The 18,240-nt window shown below is 49.7% G+C and carries 15 protein-coding genes; 7 read left to right on the forward strand and 8 right to left on the reverse strand.

The genetic code is table 11. From position 1 onward, the window contains the following. Nucleotides 1–5 precede the first annotated feature (5 nt). From ACM9J1_RS03125 to ACM9J1_RS03145, 5 genes are all read left to right on the forward strand, one after another. Nucleotides 6–1,880, forward strand: coding sequence for a M1 family metallopeptidase (locus ACM9J1_RS03125; RefSeq protein WP_415580476.1), 1,875 nt, complete (start codon nucleotides 6–8; stop codon nucleotides 1,878–1,880). 293 nt (nucleotides 1,881–2,173) lie between these two features. Beyond that, entirely contained in the window at nucleotides 2,174–2,563 is a 390-nt protein-coding gene (gene rnpA / locus ACM9J1_RS03130; protein WP_415580477.1) for a ribonuclease P protein component, read from the forward strand. Nucleotides 2,564–2,602: 39 nt separating this feature from the next. Further along, nucleotides 2,603–3,439 carry a DUF4349 domain-containing protein gene (locus ACM9J1_RS03135; protein ID WP_415580478.1) on the forward strand — a complete coding sequence of 279 codons (837 nt, stop codon included), beginning with the start codon at nucleotides 2,603–2,605 and terminating at the stop codon, nucleotides 3,437–3,439. A gap of 2 nt (nucleotides 3,440–3,441) precedes the next feature. Beyond that, complete coding sequence (locus tag ACM9J1_RS03140; RefSeq protein WP_415580479.1) at nucleotides 3,442–5,079, forward strand: S41 family peptidase; 1,638 nt, start codon at nucleotides 3,442–3,444, stop codon at nucleotides 5,077–5,079. Then, on the forward strand, nucleotides 5,076–5,891 hold the full coding sequence (locus ACM9J1_RS03145; protein WP_415580480.1) for an OmpA family protein: 816 nt from the start codon (nucleotides 5,076–5,078) through the stop codon (nucleotides 5,889–5,891). The genes ACM9J1_RS03140 and ACM9J1_RS03145 overlap by 4 nt, the downstream gene beginning before the upstream one ends. Here the strand turns inward: ACM9J1_RS03145 and ACM9J1_RS03150 are convergent. From ACM9J1_RS03150 to ACM9J1_RS03165, 4 genes are all read right to left on the reverse strand, one after another. Then, nucleotides 5,888–6,325 (reverse strand): GNAT family N-acetyltransferase, encoded by a 438-nt coding sequence (locus ACM9J1_RS03150; protein ID WP_415580481.1) that lies wholly within the window; start codon nucleotides 6,323–6,325, stop codon nucleotides 5,888–5,890. The two genes, ACM9J1_RS03145 and ACM9J1_RS03150, sit on opposite strands and share 4 nt — an antisense overlap. Beyond that, complete coding sequence (locus tag ACM9J1_RS03155; protein ID WP_415580482.1) at nucleotides 6,322–7,305, reverse strand: DUF4837 family protein; 984 nt, start codon at nucleotides 7,303–7,305, stop codon at nucleotides 6,322–6,324. Before ACM9J1_RS03155 ends, ACM9J1_RS03150 begins: the two co-directional genes overlap by 4 nt. Nucleotides 7,306–7,381: 76 nt before the next feature. After that, complete coding sequence (locus ACM9J1_RS03160; protein WP_415580483.1) at nucleotides 7,382–9,421, reverse strand: LysM peptidoglycan-binding domain-containing protein; 2,040 nt, start codon at nucleotides 9,419–9,421, stop codon at nucleotides 7,382–7,384. A gap of 237 nt (nucleotides 9,422–9,658) precedes the next feature. After that, nucleotides 9,659–10,846 (reverse strand): phosphoglycerate kinase, encoded by a 1,188-nt coding sequence (locus ACM9J1_RS03165; protein WP_415580484.1) that lies wholly within the window; start codon nucleotides 10,844–10,846, stop codon nucleotides 9,659–9,661. Between the two features lie 100 nt (nucleotides 10,847–10,946). Here ACM9J1_RS03165 and ACM9J1_RS03170 point away from each other — a divergent pair, with 100 nt between their 5' ends. Together ACM9J1_RS03170 and ACM9J1_RS03175 are read left to right on the forward strand one after the other, a co-directional pair. After that, nucleotides 10,947–12,101, forward strand: coding sequence for a DNA polymerase III subunit (locus tag ACM9J1_RS03170; protein WP_415580485.1), 1,155 nt, complete (start codon nucleotides 10,947–10,949; stop codon nucleotides 12,099–12,101). After that, nucleotides 12,098–12,478 (forward strand): DoxX family membrane protein, encoded by a 381-nt coding sequence (locus ACM9J1_RS03175; protein WP_415580486.1) that lies wholly within the window; start codon nucleotides 12,098–12,100, stop codon nucleotides 12,476–12,478. The genes ACM9J1_RS03170 and ACM9J1_RS03175 overlap by 4 nt, the downstream gene beginning before the upstream one ends. On the opposite strand, the gene ACM9J1_RS03180 is transcribed toward ACM9J1_RS03175, so the two are convergent. The 4 genes from ACM9J1_RS03180 to mnmG all read right to left on the reverse strand — a co-directional run bounded on the left by ACM9J1_RS03180 (nucleotide 12,470) and on the right by mnmG (nucleotide 18,239). Next, entirely contained in the window at nucleotides 12,470–14,749 is a 2,280-nt protein-coding gene (locus ACM9J1_RS03180) for a helix-turn-helix domain-containing protein (protein WP_415580487.1), read from the reverse strand. The genes ACM9J1_RS03175 and ACM9J1_RS03180 overlap by 9 nt on opposite strands. Nucleotides 14,750–14,825: 76 nt before the next feature. After that, nucleotides 14,826–15,392 carry an OmpH/Skp family outer membrane protein gene (locus ACM9J1_RS03185; protein ID WP_415580488.1) on the reverse strand — a complete coding sequence of 189 codons (567 nt, stop codon included), beginning with the start codon at nucleotides 15,390–15,392 and terminating at the stop codon, nucleotides 14,826–14,828. 59 nt (nucleotides 15,393–15,451) lie between these two features. Then, nucleotides 15,452–16,300, reverse strand: coding sequence for a class I SAM-dependent methyltransferase (locus ACM9J1_RS03190; RefSeq protein ID WP_415580489.1), 849 nt, complete (start codon nucleotides 16,298–16,300; stop codon nucleotides 15,452–15,454). A gap of 67 nt (nucleotides 16,301–16,367) precedes the next feature. Then, nucleotides 16,368–18,239, reverse strand: coding sequence for a tRNA uridine-5-carboxymethylaminomethyl(34) synthesis enzyme MnmG (gene mnmG / locus ACM9J1_RS03195; RefSeq protein WP_415580490.1), 1,872 nt, complete (start codon nucleotides 18,237–18,239; stop codon nucleotides 16,368–16,370). Nucleotide 18,240: the final 1 nt, after the last annotated feature.

The raw sequence follows: 18,240 nt of genomic DNA on the forward strand, positions 1-18,240 counted from the left end.
ATCGCATGAGAAAAAACCTAATCCTTTCGTTGGCCTTGCTGGCCTGCGCCAATATTTTTGCCCAGTCAGGCTATTGGCAACAACACGTCGATTACAAAATGGATGTGCAGATGGACACCAAAACCTACCGGTACAAAGGCAAGCAGGAGTTGGTGTACACGAACAATTCGCCCGATACCTTGCGGCGCGTTTTCTATCATTTGTACCCGAATGCGTTCCAGCCCGGCAGCGAAATGGACATGCGGTTGCGCAACATCAAAGATCCGGACGGACGCATGGTGACCAAGACGAAAGGCGCGGACGGGAAAGATGTCAAGGACAGCCGCATCAAGAATTTGAAACCCAACGAAATCGGGTTTCTGAAAATCAGCAATTTCAAGCAGGACGGTGTTTCGGCGACCGCAAAGGAAGTGGAAACCATCTTGGAAGTCACGCTGGCCAAACCGCTGTTGCCCGGTGCTAAGACCACATTGACGCTGGATTTTGACGGGCAGGTTCCGGTGCAAATCCGCCGTTCGGGGCGCAACAATGCCGAAGGTGTGGAGCTTTCCATGGCGCAATGGTATCCGAAGATGGCCGAATACGATTTTGAAGGCTGGCACGCCGACCCGTACATCGCGCGGGAATTCCACGGCGTTTGGGGTAATTTCGATGTAAAGATTACGATCGACAAGGCCTACGTGCTGGGCGGTTCGGGATATCTTCAAAATAAAAACGAGATCGGGCACGGCTATCAGGATGCGGGCGTCAACGTCGATTACGGCAAAAAGAAAACGTTGACCTGGCATTTCATTGCGCCGAACGTACACGACTTTACTTGGGCAGCCGACAAAAATTATCTGCATGACACGGCCCGAGTTCCGGGCGGCGCTACGTTGCATTTCCTGTACAAGAACAATCCGAAAATTATCGACAACTGGAAAAACCTACAGCCGCTTACGGTGAAACTGATGGAGTTCTACAACAAAACCGTAGGGAAATATCCTTACGACCAATATTCGGTCATCCAGGGCGGCGACGGCGGCATGGAATACGCTATGTGTACGTTGATTTTGGGCGAAGGCAGCTTCGACGGTTTGGTAGGCGTTACGGCGCACGAAATGGGCCATTCCTGGTTCCAGCACGTCTTGGCCACCAACGAATCCAAACACGGCTGGATGGACGAAGGCTTTACGTCGTTCATTGAAGATTTGGCCATCAACGAACTCTCGACCGAGAAACAAGCCAATCCGTTCTCGGGTTACAACGGCTATTATTCGCTGGTGAATTCGGGCAAGGAGCAACCGCAAACCACGCACGCCGACCGTTACGACGAGAACCGCACCTACAGCATTTCATCGTACAGCAAGGGCGAACTGTTTTTGAGCCAGTTGATCTATGTCATCGGGAAGGAAAACCTGATGAAGGCCGTGCGGAAATTTTACAACGACTTCAAATTCAAGCACCCGACACCGAACGACATGAAACGCTGCGCCGAGAAAGTATCGGGCGCGAACTTGGATTGGTATCTAATCGATTGGACGCAAACCACCAATACCATCGACTACGCCATCAAGAACGTGGAAAGCGCCACCGACGGCGTTCAGCGTACCGGCGTTTCGCTGCAAAGAGTTGGGCGTATGCCGATGCCGATTGACATTGTCGTGGAATATACCGACGGGACCAAGGAAGGATTTTACATTCCACTCCGGATGATGAGCTTCGTGAAAGAAAATCCGTATCCGGAGATGAAACGCACCGTATTGCCCGACTGGGCTTGGGGCAACCCAGATTATTTCTTCGAAATCCAGAAAGGCAAAGCTTCCATACAGCGTATTGTCATCGATCCGAGTGGTTTGATGGCCGATGTGAAACCGGCGGACAATGTCTTTAAAAAATAACACCGTACTAAAATCAAAAACCTCCTGAATGTCAGGAGGTTTTTAATAGCATGGCTAGTTGTGTGGTTGGGTTTTGACTATCCGCTTTTTCCAGCAGTTGTTTCTTCAACCCGCGGATACTGCTTATATCGATTCGTTTGTTGCTTTTCTGATGTTGTAAAGATACAACCCGATATGCCCATCAGTGTTTCAAAATTCTAAAGAAAAGTTTATATAATTTACAGTTGCGCAGCAGGTTAGCGTTTTTTAAAGCGTATTTCAAGCCATCCGAATTGAAATCTTACCTTTGCCGCATGGACGCCAAGTACCCGAAACACGAAAAACTCAAAAGCCGCAAGACCATCGACGCCCTTTTCGCAAAAGGGAAATCGGTCTCGAAATTCCCGTTGCGGCTCGTGTATTTGGAACACGCAGAGATTGAAACCGGCTTGATACAACTGGGCGTATCGGTGTCGAAAAAACACTTTAAGCGCGCGCACGACCGCAATTATTTTAAGCGTGTGCTCCGGGAAACCTATCGGCTCAACAAGGCATCACTCTTCCAAAATCTCGACAAACCGTACGCGATGATGTTGCTTTACCAGACCAAAGACCGATTGTCTTTTCAGGACATCAACGCCAAAACAATCGCGCTTTTCGAGAAGTTCGGCGAAGCCATGCGGGCCGAAAAGACGTCCGTGTAATAAACGCGTATTTGTCAGCGTTTTAACAAAAAATCCCACATGAACAAAATCCTGATTTTCGCGGCTTGCGTGATGCTTTCGTCATGCTACCAAACCAAGACTGAAACCACCGACGAAGTTGTTGCGCCAACCGAAGAAGTAGCCTATGCGGCCACGGATCAAGCGATGGAAGTTGCCGAAGTAAAGATGAATGCACCGTCGGTAGCCGAACCGGCCATCGAACAAAAAGTCATCCGAGAAGCCAACCTGCGGTTCCAAACCACAGACATGGATGAAACCTACGGGCAGGTTGTGGCCGCCACCAAGAAATACAAAGCGCAAATCCAGAATGACGCCGAAACCAAGGAATACAACACGCTTACGCGGACGCTCACCATCCGGATTCCAAACGGTTCTTTTGATGCATTCCTGACCGATGCCGGAAAAGGCGTGTCGTATTTTGACCGGAAGGAAATCTCGGCGCAGGACGTGACCGAACAATACATCGATACCGACGCACGACTGAAAGCCAAAAAGAAACTCGAAGCGCGTTACCTGGAACTGCTCTCGAAAGCAAACAAAGTCTCTGAAATGCTGGAAATAGAAGAGAAGCTGTCCGCGGTTCGCGAAGACATCGAATCCAAAGAAGGACAACTGCGTTACTTGCAAAACCGCGTGGCGATGAGCACGGTGACGCTCGAATTCTACAAGGTGACACAAACCCAGAGCGGCGTGACAATGTCGTTCGGCGCACGCCTTTGGAACGCCGTTACCGAAGGCTTTGATTCGATTTCGTCATTCTTCCTCGAACTGATAGGGAATTGGCCAATAATTCTTATTTTAGTGGGCTTGATTTTCTGGCTTCGTCGGAAATTCAGAAAGCGCAAAAACAAATAAACATGTACACTTTCATCAAGAAAAAATACATCATCCCGATTGTGGCCGGCGGGTTTCTCTACGTCGGGGCGAGCTTCAAGGAAGACTTCTTCGAAATTGCCAAACAGATCGAGATTTTCACGACGCTATTCAAGGAAGTCAACATGAATTACGTGGACGAAACCAGTCCGGCGGAGCTCATGGACAAAGCCATCAAGGCGATGTTGGCCGATCTGGATCCGTACACGGTGTATTTCAACGAAGCTGATGTGGTGCGGTTCAAGATCAACAACACCGGCGAATACACGGGTATCGGGGCGATGATTACCCGCAAGGAAGGCGCGCTGATCATCAAGGAACCGTATAAAGGTTACCCTGCCGACAAGGCCGGATTGAAAGCCGGAGACGAGATTTTCCAGATTGGCGACGTCAACCTTTCCGATTTCAAGGAAGACGCGGGCCAGCTGTTGCGCGGCGCGAAAAACGCCAAGATCGACATCAAATACCGCCGCCAGGGCAAAGTGTACGACACGCAAATGGTCTTGAGCGAAGTCGATGTGAAAGCAGTGCCGTATTTCTCGAAAATCGACGACAAAACCGGTTACATCGTGCTGTCGCAGTTCAACCGGAAGGCATCGTTGGAAACCAAAGAAGCGTTGGAACAACTCAAAAGGGAAGGCGCAGAGCGCATCATTTTGGACCTGCGCGGCAATCCGGGCGGTTTGTTGGCCGAAGCGGTGAACATCTGCAATTTGTTCGTGCCGAAAAACGAAGTCATCGTCACCACGAAATCGAAAATAGAGAAACACAACAACACCTACAAAACCCAGCGCGACCCGATTGACCTGGAAATTCCGCTCGTGGTTTTGGTGGACGGCCATAGCGCTTCGGCCTCAGAAATCGTGGCCGGCGCCTTGCAGGATTTGGACCGTGCCGTAGTCGTGGGCAGCCGCAGTTTCGGGAAAGGTTTGGTGCAACGCCCAATCGACATGAGCTACAACACGCAGCTCAAAGTCACGATTTCGCGCTATTACACACCGTCGGGCCGCTGCATCCAGGCGCTCGATTACGCGCACAAGGACAAAGACGGAAAAGCTACCCGTACCGACGCATCGAAATACAACGCCTTCAAAACGCGCAAGGGCCGCACAGTATACGACGGCGGCGGCATCCAGCCCGATGTGGAATTATCGGAATCGAAAAACAGCCCGATTGCGGAAGCGCTCATCAAGAACGACGGCATCTTTAATTTCGCCACCGAATACTACTACAAACATCCGGATCTGGGCACAAAAATCCCGACTATTACCGATGCCGATTATGCCGATTTCAAAGCCTACTTGAAACGCACGAATTTCCAGTTCGACACCGAAACCGAAGTGGCTTTGCGCAAGACTTTGGAAGCCGCCAAAAAGGAAAAAATCGACACATCGATCAACACCGAATACCAGCAACTGATGAACGCCCTGCAGCGCGGGGAAGATGCGCAGTTGACGGCCAACCAAAAGGAAATCAAGAATTTACTCTTGGATGAACTCATTAAACGTTACCAGTACAAAGAAGGTTTATACCAGTATTACACCAAAAACAATTCTGAAATTACCAAAGCCATCGCGATCTTGAACAACATGGCCGAGTACAATAAGATCTTGAAAATATGAGGCATTTCCTGAAACTGCTCCCGCTGCTGTTCTTCGGAGTAGCATCGGCGCAGGAAGAAGTGATCCAGTCGGTCTATTTCGACCTGAACAAACACACCATCGATGAAAGGCAGGCCAAAGCCGTAGTCGATTACATCCGCAGCACCGACTCGACCCGGATTGAATCCATACAGATTTTCGGCTATACGGACGATGTCGGGAAAGATGCATACAACTTCAAGCTTTCCACCAATCGGGCCAACACCATCAAGGAAGTGCTCACCAAAAACGGCATCAAGAACAAAGTCATCGTCACCATTGAAGGCAAGGGTAAAATCATGATTGACGACGATTTGGTGGACAACCTTCCGGAGAAACGCTCCAAGAACCGCCGTGTGGATGTTGTACTGAACCTCAAGCCACTGCCGAAAATCCAGTTGCCGGGCATGTACACCGAAATGCCCAAAAAGCCCATCGTAGGCGACCACGTTTATCTGGAAAACGTGTTGTTTGACCGTGGCAGCAGCGTGTTGAGCGGCAAGGCCAAAAAACAATTGGACGACATTTCGCGCTATCTGCAAAAAAACAAGAACATCGAATTTGAAATCCAAGGACATATTTGTTGCACGCCGCCGTTTCAGCGGGAAGCGATTGATTTGGGCACGCGCAAACGCCAGTTGTCCACAAACCGCGCGCAATCGGTCTATAAATATCTGGTGTTCAAAAAGATCGACAAAAAACGCATGACTTTCAAAGGCTACGGCAACACGGTGCCGCTGGGAAAAGGGCAGGAGTACGACCGTCGCGTGGAGTTGGTGATCACGAAAGTTTAGCCGCGGACCATCCGGATGTGCGGAATGTCGTCCTCGAGATATGGCGCGCCCTCGGCCACAAAACCGTGCGATTCATAGAATTTCTTCAGATACAATTGGGCCGATATTGCAATCCGGGTTTCGCCCAGTTCAGCCAACGCCGCAATCGATTCGCGCATCAGGTCGTGGCCTAGTTTCCGGTCCCGGAATTCTGGTTTGACCACCACACGGCCAATAGACGCTTCCTCAAAATAATCGCCGGGCCGAAAGAGTCGGGCATAGGCTACGATTTTTCCGCCTGTTTTTCCGAGTACGTGAATCGCTTTCGCGTCTTTGCCGTCGATGTCCTGATAGACGCAATTTTGCTCCACGACAAAGACTTCCGCGCGCAATTGTAGGGTTTCATACATTTCAACCAAAGAAAGTGCGTCAAATCGCTTAATTTCCCAATTCATCGTTTACCCTTTTGCTTGACCGATGAAAACTTTATCGACTTAATAATCGCTTCGAGTTCCAGCATCAAATCGCGTTTGTCCTTGGACGGCGCATAACAAAATCCTTCAACCACCAGGATTCGGTTCCGGCTTTTGTCTTTTATCGCATAATTGATGAACGGCCCGGACATGTAATCGCCTTTGAGTTCCCACGTGCCTTTGGTTTCATACGTCTTTCGCCCGTCTATCAATGTCTGCCGGAAATACGGTGCATACGCGCCTTCGGTCATCATGTGGCTGCCGGAAACGCGCCCATGCACGTAGAGATTTCCGATGGAATCGCGCATGGTGATGATGTTCCGTATGGCGTCGTTGCCTTTGTCGAGACATTTGAGTGGTACGCTATAAAGCATCACGCTCATGTTGCCGCTGACCATTTCCTTTTTGATCCAGGTGAACTTAGGCCGTTGCAAAACATACGAGTAGCCAGAAGGTATGTGCATCGTTACACCAAATTTCTTGTTGAGGCGCGACACGTCGAGTAGGGAAGTGTCGATGTATTTCTGCGCTTCGGCGATTTCGGTGCTGCGCATCTTGGCAATGATTTCCGGGGTGTGCTTTTCCAGTAGCGCCAGGATTTCTGCGGTGTTGGCGCCCGTGATGTGGAACACGTGCTGCGGTTTGGCGTATTCGTCGCTGACAATTTTGAATTTGGCGTTGCGTTCCTTTTTGACCAGCAAAATGTTTCGGCTGTTGGTCATGTAACCTTCGAGTAGCCTAAGCGGATACTGGTTGATGTCGAACAGCGGTTCTTCCTGCGGCAATCCCACTACGGGCGCCGCGAACTTATTGCGGATGCTGTCGCCAATGGTACCGTTCCAGAGTTCGTCGTCGATGATGACCGAAATCGTGTTGAGCTTGCCCGATGCCTGCAATGTTTTCGCGTCGCGGTCACAAGACAGCAACAAAACGGCAAGGCATAAAAAAAGGGCTTTTTTCATCATCGTGAATAAAGCCCAAATGTAAAGAAGATTTTGTTGAAGTCATTTAAACTCGTCCGATTAAATGATTTCTTCGTTACCCGTTTATTTTGAGTTTCATACCGGGTTTGATGTTTTCATTCTTGATGCCGTTCCAACGTTTGATGTCGGAGACGGTAATGCCAGGATATTTCTTGGCGATGCTAAACAGCGAGTCGCCTTTTTGCACATAGTAGTGGTTGTTGTTTTTCCCTTTCGATACCTTATCGTTCTTGCCTTTGGAAGCGACGGCTTCGGTCACCTCGATCTTGTTGACGATGATTTTCTGGCCAATGACCACGTTGTTGTCTTCAAGGTTGTTCCATTCGCGCAACTGCTCCAGCGTCACGTGATTTTTCTTGGCGACCAAACCTAAGAAATCCCCTTTTTTGATGGTGTATTCAACGGTTTTGTATGTTGGCTCATTGTCGGCTACGGCTGGTTCCTGATCATCTTTCAGGATTTTGATGCGTGTGCCGGCCAACAAATCGTCGTCGTCGAAATTGTTCCAGCCTTTAATGTCTTTAACCGAAACATTGAATTTCCTGGCGATGCCATACAGATTGTCTCCAGCTTCCACGACGTAGTATTCTGGCGTGCTGCTTTCGGCCACGTCGTTCTTCGCTTCCGGCGTACTGTTCGCCAACTTCTTGGTGGCTTCTTTCGCGGCTTTCAGGTCAACGGCCACGGCGGTAGTTTTATCTTCCACCGGTTGCTTCGGCTCTTTTTTCTTTGCCCTGTAGGCGATGGTTTCAGTGGTTACGATTTTCAGGCTTTTGCCCAATGGCGCTTTGTTGTTTTTGAGCCTGTTCCACTTCTTGATCTGCGCGATGGACACGTCGTAACGCGCCGCAATCTCGCTCAGGTTGTCGCCGCGACGCACCTTGTGGTATTTCGTACGGCTTACCACGCGTGTGCTGTCTTCGTAAAGCGAATCGTTCGAACGTCGTGCCGAAGCCAATTGCGAGTACGGCTTTTCGCGCAGGGTTTCTTCGTAAGCCGCATACGCGTAAATCTTGTCTTCGTTGGACGTAAACAAAGCAATCTTGTCTTGCGGCAAACGCAGGAAATGGGTTTTGTCAAAATAGTACGGCACCACATTTTTGTTGAACGACGGGTTGAGCATCTTGAGTTGCGCTACCGGGATGTCGAGCAAATCTGACAGTTGCTTGAAGCTCAACTGGCGTTTCACCATGACCGTATCGGTGGCGAAATGCTTCACCAGCGCGCGCTCCGGAACGATGCCGTGCTCTTTGTGGTATTCGTAAATGTACATCGTGGCCAGGAAAGCCGGTACATAACCCGCGGTTTCATTCGGCAAATATTTGCGGATGTTCCAGTAATTCTGCTGCCCGCCCGAACGACGGATTGCTTTGGCCACGTTGCCTGGTCCTGAATTGTAAGACGCCAAGACCAAATCCCAGTCGCCGAAAATCTTGTACATGTTGGCCATGTATTGCGCCGCGGCGTCGCTGGCTTTCAACGGATCGGAGCGTTCGTCAACGTAAGAATCGATGTGCAGGTTGTATTGTTTTCCGGTCTGGTACATGAACTGCCACAACCCGGTGGCGCCCACGCGGGAAACGGCTTTCGGGTTCAACGCCGATTCCACGACCGCGAGGTATTTGATTTCCAGCGGCACATTTTGGCGGGCCAACGCTTCCTCGAACATCGGGAAATAATATTCGGAAATGGCCATCAATCGCTCAAACGAATTTTTGCGGTTTTTCAGCCAAGCCTTTACGATGTTTTCCAGTCCTGGGTTGTATTCGATATTGAAGGGCGATTTCTCGTCGAGCTTCTTGAGCCTTTCCTTGAACAGCGCGGTAGACAATTCATACTCAACTTTCTGGTCGAGGTTGATGGTCTTGATGTCTTCGGTGAGGTTGTCGTACAAATCCAGGCTGGTCAACTCTTGCAACCAAAGGCTGTCTACGCACGCGGCCATGTGGTCTTTCACGAAAGTGGCCTTGATGGAATCGAGATACGTTAGTTTGGGTTCATTCTTTACGATTTGCCCGCCGCCCGGAAGTTGCTGGGCGGACAGCTGCAGGGCAAAAAAAGAGGCAATGGTTAAGGCAGTTTGTCTTATTTTCATGATACGTTTTTATGTTTTTGATGGGCCGGAGCCAGTCCGTCAGAAACTTTATTTCGCGTGTTATATTATTGAAAAACAGTGGGTTCGGTTGTTGATTGTATTTGTTAAAATGCTATCTATCAAACCCTTAGAATTGCAAACATAAGAATTCTATAACGATATAGTAAAATTATGTAACTTAAAATTCTCACAAATGTTGTCCGGTAAGTCGTTAATTAACAACTTTATCAACGGCTTTTAGCCTTGGATTGCGGCAATTCCCGGAAGCGTTTTTCCTTCCAGCATTTCCAGCATCGCGCCACCGCCGGTAGACACATAACTCATCTTCGGTTCGAATCCGAATTGCTTCACGGCAGCCACGGAATCGCCGCCGCCCACCAGTGAAAACGCCCCGTTCTTCGTCGCTTCCGCGATGAAATTGCCCAACTCGATGGTGCCGTTCGAGAACGTTTCCATTTCGAATACACCCAGCGGGCCGTTCCACAAAATCGTCTTTGATTCGAGGATGACTTTCTTGATGGCTTCCAGTGATTTCGGCCCTGCGTCCAACCCTTGCCAACCGTCCGGGATTTGCGTGACGTCAACAATTTGCGTATTCGCCTCGTTGCTGAACGCATCGGCTGCCACTACATCGACCGGCAAAAGAATCTGGACATTTTTCGCTTTCGCCTTTTCCAGGATTTCCAGCGCCAGTTCCAGCTTGTCGTCTTCGCAGATCGAGTTGCCGATCTTGCCGCCGAGCGCTTTGATGAACGTGAAAGTCATGCCACCGCCAATGATCATGTGGTCAATTTTGTCCAGGATATTTTCGATTACGGTAATTTTAGACGATACTTTCGAGCCGCCCAAAACCGCCGTTACCGGACGCTCGGCATGTTTCAAAACTTTTTCGATGCTTTCGATTTCCTTGGCCAGCAACATCCCGAAGGTTTTATTTTCAGGAAAATAATCCGCGATGATGGTCGTTGAGGCGTGCGCGCGGTGCGCCGTACCGAAAGCGTCGTTCACGTAAATGTCGCCCAATGACGCGAGTTCTTTCGCCATTTCTTTGTCGCCGGCTTCTTCTTCTTTGTAGAAACGCAGGTTTTCCAGAAGCAGGACTTCGCCAGGTTTCAAATCGGCGGCCGCATTTTTGGCGACATCACCGCGCGAATCTTCCGCGAATTTTACGTTCACGCCAAGAATTTTCGACGTTTCGCCAACGATGTGTTTCAACGAATATTGATCTTCTTTTCCCTTTGGACGTCCGAGGTGCGACATCAGGATCACGCTACCGCCGTCTTTCAAAATCTTGTCGATGGTCGGCTTGGCGGCTTCGATGCGCGTCGTATCGGTCACGTTGAAATTTTCGTCCAGCGGCACGTTGAAATCTACGCGGATGATGGCTTTTTGATCCTTGAAGTTAAAATCGGAAAGGGTTTTCATGGGTGTGTTGTGGTTTAACTGATGACGGCGCAAATATACGCATTTTGTTTTTTTGGGCTTCCGCCCGCGTCCTGCCCGTGTTTTCCGCTATATTTGCCTCATGCGATTCAGCGATATTCTAGGACAGGATTACCTTAAAAATCATTTGATCAAAACCGCGCAGGCCGGACGCATTCCGCATGCGCAGTTGTTCGTTGGGCCGGAAGGTAGCGGCACACTCGCAATGGCCATTGCTTATGCGCAGTACATTTTGTGCAATAACCCCGGTGCCGAAAATGAAGGTGGGAACGATGCCTGCAACCTCAAGTTCGACCATCTGCAACATCCTGACTTGCATTTCGTTTACCCGACAGTTTCCACGGACGAGGTCAAGACCAAACCCAAAAGCGCCGATTTTCTGACCGACTGGCGCGAGTTCGTACTTAAAAACCCATACGGTAGTTTGTTTGACTGGTACCAGATTTTGGGCGTCGCAAACAAGCAAGGCCTAATCCGGGTGGAAGACGCGCAGGAAGTCTTGAAGTCACTGGCGCTCAAGTCTTTTGAAGGCGGTTACAAAATCATGATTGTCTGGATGGCCGACAAGATGAACATCGAAGCAGCGAACAAACTCTTGAAGATCATCGAAGAACCGCCGCAGAAAACCGTCTTCATCCTGATCACCGAAAATGAGCAGGACATCATTGAGACGATCCGGTCGCGCTGCCAAATCCTGAATTTCAACCGTTTGCACGAAGACACTATAGCGGAAGTGCTCGCATCAACCCATACCATCGACGGCCGTTTGGCCAAGAAAATCGCACATCAGGCGCAAGGCAATTACAACAAAGCCTTGCATTTGCTCCACGACGATTCCGAAGACACGCCATTTGAGGAATGGTTCGTCCAATGGGTACGCGCGGCATTCCGGGCCAAAGGAAACGCTTCGGCCATCAATGACCTGGTGGCGTGGAGCGAAAAAATTGCCTCGCTGGGCCGCGAAACGCAGAAAAAATTCCTTGAGTATTGCATCGATATGTTCCGCCAGACGTTGCTGCTGAATTACCAGGTGACGAGTTTGGTGTACATGGAGCCGAAAATCGACAAATTCCGGCTGGAGAATTTCGCGCCGTTTGTGCACGGCAACAACATCCAGGACATTTTCAAGGAATTGCAGGACGCGATGTACCACATCGAGCGCAACGGCAACGCCAAAATTGTCCTGACGGATTTGTCCATCAAACTGACCCGATTGATCCATAAAAAATCCCTATGAATATTGCATCGATCTTAATCCTGTGCTTTCTGGCCGTAACGTTCATCCAGTCCGGATACGACAAAGTTTCCGACTGGAAAGGCAACGTGGAATGGCTCAAAGGGCATTTCGCCAAGACATTCATCCGCAACCGCGTGCCCGAATTATTGATGTTGATCCTGGCACTCGAACTCGTTTCGGGGATTTTATGCCTGGTCGGCGTTGTGGAATTACTAGTGACCCGCGAACACGTTTATGGTTTCTATGGCGCGGTTTTTTCCTGTATTGCCCTGATTTTGTTACTTTTAGGACAACGCATCGCAAAAGATTACGACGGCGCAAGAACAATTGCCATTTACTTCATTCCTGCGGTGATGGCCGTCTATTGGTTAGCGTAAGCTCAGGCTGGCCTTGAACATTCTTAGTTCATCCCAAGTGAATTCATCTCCATATTTTTCCTTGAGCGGCTGCAAGGTTTCTTCGGTATAACCCACGAAAGCGCGCGCCAGTGCAATGACTTTGTCTTCGGGCAATACGTCGCGGATGTTGACTTGTTTCGATGCGATGAGTTTTGACAGGTGCGACAAAATGGTTTGCGGTGTCAGTTTGCGTTGGGCGGCGATGTCTTCTATGGACAATTGCTGCTGCCACAACTCGAAGGTTTCCTCCAGCGTGGACTTTTTCGGTTCTTTCTTGCGCTTTTTGCCCGGATTGGCGTAACGTGTTTCCGGCGCGTCGTCTTCGATGAGCTCGGCGTGTTGGGCCAGGAACGCCATCTTGACCGATTCGATTTTCTGCTGCCGGTATTTCCGGATGAAATCTGTGACGAGGTTTTCCTTGCAGATTTCCTTGCCTTGCGCCACCACGGCGGCCAATTGTTTCGCGTGGAGCAATTTTCGGACGGCTTTCACTTGCATTTCCTCGAGCAGCAACAGTTCTTCGTAAAACGCTTTGGCCTTCTTGAGCCGGGAAATTTCGTGGAGTTTGGTGAGGATTTCCGTTTCGAGCTTGTCGAGAAACGGGAAAAAATAATCGTATGCGGCATCGACGCGCTCGGCAATGAAATCCATTTCCAGGGATTCGGCAGCGAAAAGCCGGTCAAGTTGTAACAAGAATTTCCCGGACGGCTCGAGTAGCGTCGCCATCAAATCGGCGTTGCGTTTGGCCCAATCTGAATGGTTGTGTTTCACGGATTTCGGGCCTTCTTCGCGGTAGCCGAACGCGTGGTTGCGCCACATTTGCGACAGGTCTTTCCACGTGAAACCGTCTTTCAGTGTATCGGCAAGGTAACGTCTGGTCTGGTGTTGCAATGCCGTTTCCAGATTCTCGTCATCGGCTTTTTGCTGGGCATAACGCAGGACTTCCTCGTCGCTGGCGATGCCGTTGATTTGGAGCGGAGAAAGCAAAATAAGCCCGTTTAAGGACCGCAAACGCGAAAAAGCCACATAGGCCTGTCCGGGCGCAAAAACGTTCGATACGTCAATCGCGGCTTTGTCAAACGTCAAGCCCTGGCTTTTATGGACGGTGATCGCCCAGGCCAGCTTGATCGGGTAATGCACGAACGTCCCGAGTATTTCCTCGCGGATTTCCTTGGTGACCTCGTCCACGTAATAGCGGATGTTGCGCCATTCGTACCGATCGACTTCGATGGTTTTGTCTTCTTCCGGAAAATACACGAGGATTTCCTCGGGCGACAAAGACTTGATTCGGCCCGTTTTTCCGTTGTAGTATTCTTTCTCGGGCGACAGATCGTTTTTGATGAACATGATTTGCGCGCCTTCCTTGAGCGTCAGGGTTTCGTCCACCGGGAAAATCTTTTCAGGGAATTCGCCGGTGATTTCCGGGTAGAAAGAAATAGCACGCTGGCTGAGATTCCCGAGTGCCCGCGTGTTGAGCGCATCGGCTTTGGCGTTGTGTGTGGTCAAGGTGATAAAACCAGGATGGCTTTCCACATCGAACGATGGTTTCACATAACGGTTCAGGGTATTGACGTCCGATGAAGTTATCGTATTGTTTCTCAGATTGTTGAGAATCGAAATGAACAAATCGTCAGACTGTCGGTAAATCTTGGAAAGTTCGATGTAAATCGGCGGATGTTGCGCCACAACCCGCGCATTGAAGAAAAATTTCCCACGGTAATATTTGCGCAACACGTCCCATTCCTCGTTCTTGACCACCGGCGGCAACTGGAGCAAATCGCCAATGAACAACACCTGCACACCGCCAAACGGGGTTTTGTTCTTCCGTACCGATTGCAACATGAAGTCCATTGCATCGAGCAAGTCCGCGCGCAACATACTGACTTCGTCCACGATGAGCAGTTCCATGTTGCGGATGACGGCCTGTTTCTGCCCCGAAACCTTGAAATGGCGGCGCAGCGTATCGCGGGTTTCGATGCGGGCATTCTCATGGAAAGTTCCATGCACCGCCGCCTCTGGAATAAACGTGGCCAGCGGCAGTTGGAACATGGAATGGATGGTCACGCCTCCGGCATTGAGCGCCGCAATCCCGGTGGGCGCCACAACGACGGTATTTTTGTGTGTCGTTTGGATGATTTCCCGCAACAACGTGGTTTTGCCCGTTCCGGCCTGACCGGTCAAGAATACCGACTGGCTGGTTTGGTTAATGAACCGGAGTACATAAGCAGCTGCGTCTGAATGGTTGTGCATGGCGTTCTTCAATGCCGATAAAAATAAAAAACCTCCACCGCAGTTGGTGAAGGTTTTCCCGTAAATTTTCTTAAATTTATTTCTTGGCTTCTGCGGCCGGTTCTTCTTTCTTGCCTTCTGAAGCGTATTTGTCGTTCAGCAATTTGGTGACTTCTTTCGTGATGTCGTAAGAATCCTTGGCGTACAAAATCGTAGCGGCTTCGCCTGTTCCGTAGATATAATCGTAGCCTTTTTCCTTGCCGTATTGCTTGATGAAATCCTTGGTTCTCTTGATGAGCGTGTCCATTTCCTTACCACTTTCCATCTGGAGTTGCTGCAACAACGCGTCTTGCTCATAGCGCAATTCTTGTTCGCGTTTGGCCAGCTCTGCGCCTTTTTGTTGCGCCCACGCCTGGCCGTTGGCTTGTGCGTTGCTGCGGAAACTTTGCGCTTCAGCCTGGAATCTGGCGACTTTATCTTGCAAGCCTTTGCCCATTTCCTGCGATTTTGCTTTGTATTTGGCTTCGATGTCTTTGGAAGCGGTGTAATCTTCCATCAATTTCGATGTGTCGATATACGCCGTTTTAACGGCCGCGGCCTCGGTAGTTTTATTGCACGAAACGACGGCCAGCGCGATCACGGCAATAGCGATGATTTTTTTCATGGATGGGATTTTTTAAGTGGTTGCAAAAGTATTTATTTTTTGCGATGCGGCGGTGGCCTTTACGATTTATTTTGCAGGATGTAAATGAGTGACGAATACTCGCCCGTTTTGGCAGCCTTGGCGTTAGACCTTAAGCCGATGCGAAATGCCTTGAAATAATTCATCTTTCCGGCTTGGTATTTCTCGGACAGCAACGCCACGTAGAATGCATCGAACTTCATCGGAAGCACGTCTTTTAAAACCATCCCGTGCGACCCGAAAAGCTTTTCGATAGCGGTTCTGGAAAAATGCCACAAATGCCGCGGCACGTCATAAGCCGCCCAATACTCGCCGTAATAGTTCGCGTCGTAAGATTTGTAGTTCGGCACGGCAACGACGATGGTTCCGCCGGGTTTGAGCAGCCGTTTCAACGTGATGATTTGGCTGTTTACATCCGGAACGTGCTCGAGCACATGCCACATCGTGATGACATCGAATGAATGGTCTGGCAAATTCGCGGTGTCCGGATACAGAGTCAGGTTTTTACCGGCCGCGATTTCCCGTGCCTTTTCACTCGGTTCAACGCCGGTTACTTGCCATCCTTCAGCCTTTGCGGCGTTCAAAAAATCGCCAGTTCCCGCACCGAGATCCAGCAAAGCACCACGGTTTTGGTACTTCAAAATGAGCTTGGTTTTTTGCTTAAGCGCGATGCCTTTTACGAAATGATAGGCTTTTTCGAACAGCGTACGCTTCCCATCGGTATGTGAAATGTAGTCATCGCTCTCATAATATTTGGGCAGTTGGTCAGCACTGGGTTGCGGAACGGTTGCGAGCAACGCTAAATTTTCGTCTAGGAACAGTGAAAAAGATTCCTTTGAAACCGAATGATCTAATAGCGTGATGAAATGTTTGTCTTGGTTAATGTTCATGTCAACAATATAAAATCGCGGTAATGCCTTTATTGATAAGGGTTTTCGATTGTCGTTCCACGTGAAACTATCGACCCATATAAATGAGCAGTACCGAAATGTCACTTGGCGAAACCCCGCTGATGCGTGACGCTTGTGAAATCGTTACCGGCCGGATTTTCTTGAATTTCTCTTTTGCTTCGTAGGATAGCGACTTGATTTTATCATAGTCGAACTGTTCCGGGATGCGCACATCTTCCAATCTGGTGAGCTTGTCTGCGTTGTTGCGCTCCTTTTCGATATAGCCTGAATATTTTACCTGGACATAGGCTTGTTCCAGGATTTCTTCGTCGATGGCGTTTTCATCGATGTATTTCCGGACATCGTTAAATTGAACCATGTCTGCCAATTCAATCTGCGGGCGAGAAAACACTTTGAACATTTTGTCGTTTTGGGCCATGGGTGCCGATTCCTTGGCTTCCAATATCGGGTTTGCTTCGTCCGTGGTTACGCTGGTTTCCTTGAAAAATTCAACCATCGCAGATGATTTGCCCAACTTCTCTTCTATGCGTTTCATCCGCTTGTCGGAAGCCAATCCAATGGCGTGCGACATCGGCGTCAAGCGGAAATCGGCGTTGTCCTGACGGAGCAATGTGCGGTATTCGGCACGTGAGGTGAACATCCGATACGGTTCTTCGGTGCCTTTCGTAATCAAGTCGTCAATCAAAACACCGATATATGCTTCGTCTCGTTTTAAAATAAACGGCTCTTTTTCGTGTACTTTCAAATGCGCGTTGATGCCGGCCATCAATCCTTGGGATGCGGCTTCCTCGTAACCGGTCGTGCCGTTGATTTGGCCCGCGAAATACAATCCTTCCACAAGTTTGGTTTCGAGCGTATGCTTCAATTGCACCGGTGGAAAATAATCGTACTCGATGGCGTAACCCGGACGGAAGAACTTCACGTTCTCGAATCCAGCCACCGACCGCAATGCTTTGAATTGCACGTCCTCGGGCAGCGACGTTGAAAATCCATTGACATAAACCTCAACGGTGTTCCAACCTTCGGGTTCAACGAAGAGTTGGTGTCGTTCTTTGTCGGCGAAGCGGTTGATCTTGTCTTCGATGGATGGGCAATACCTTGGGCCCAGGCTTTTGATGCGGCCATTGAACATTGGCGAGCGGTCAAAACCTTCGCGGAGAATATCGTGTACGTCTTGCGACGTGTACGTCATGTGACAAGACTTTTGAATCGTGAGCGGCTTGGTTTCGTCGGAATACGAAAACTTCTCTGGCTTTTCGTCGCCTTTTTCCTCGTGCATTTTTGAATAGTCAAGCGAGCGACCGTCAACACGCGGCGGTGTTCCGGTTTTCATCCTGCCTGATTCAAACCCTACACTTATCAAATCTTCGGTAATGCCATACGCCGCACTCTCGCCTGCCCTGCCGCCGCCGAATTGCTTTTCGCCGATATGGATCAATCCGTTCAAGAATGTGCCGTTGGTAAGTACGACGGCTTTGGCTTTAATTTCGACGCCCAAAGACGTCTTGATGCCTTTTATCTTCCCGTTTTCGATGATGAGGCCACGGACCATTTCCTGATAGAAATCAAGATTGGGCGTGCGCTCCAACATCAAACGCCATTCCTCGGCAAAACGCATCCGGTCACTTTGCACGCGCGGTGACCACATGGCCGGACCTTTTGACTTGTTGAGCATCTTGAACTGAATGGCCGTCTTGTCTGACACAATCCCTGAGTAACCGCCGAGCGCATCGATTTCCCGGACAATTTGCCCTTTGGCTATGCCGCCCATGGCTGGGTTGCAAGACATCTGCGCAATGTTCTGCAAACTCATCGTGACCAACAAGGTTTTTGAACCCATGTTGGCAGCAGCCGCAGCAGCTTCCGAACCCGCGTGTCCGGCGCCGACGACGATCACATCATATATATTCTCGAACATG

This window comes from Flavobacterium longum, assembly GCF_965137575.1.
Lineage (GTDB): Bacteria > Bacteroidota > Bacteroidia > Flavobacteriales > Flavobacteriaceae > Flavobacterium > Flavobacterium longum.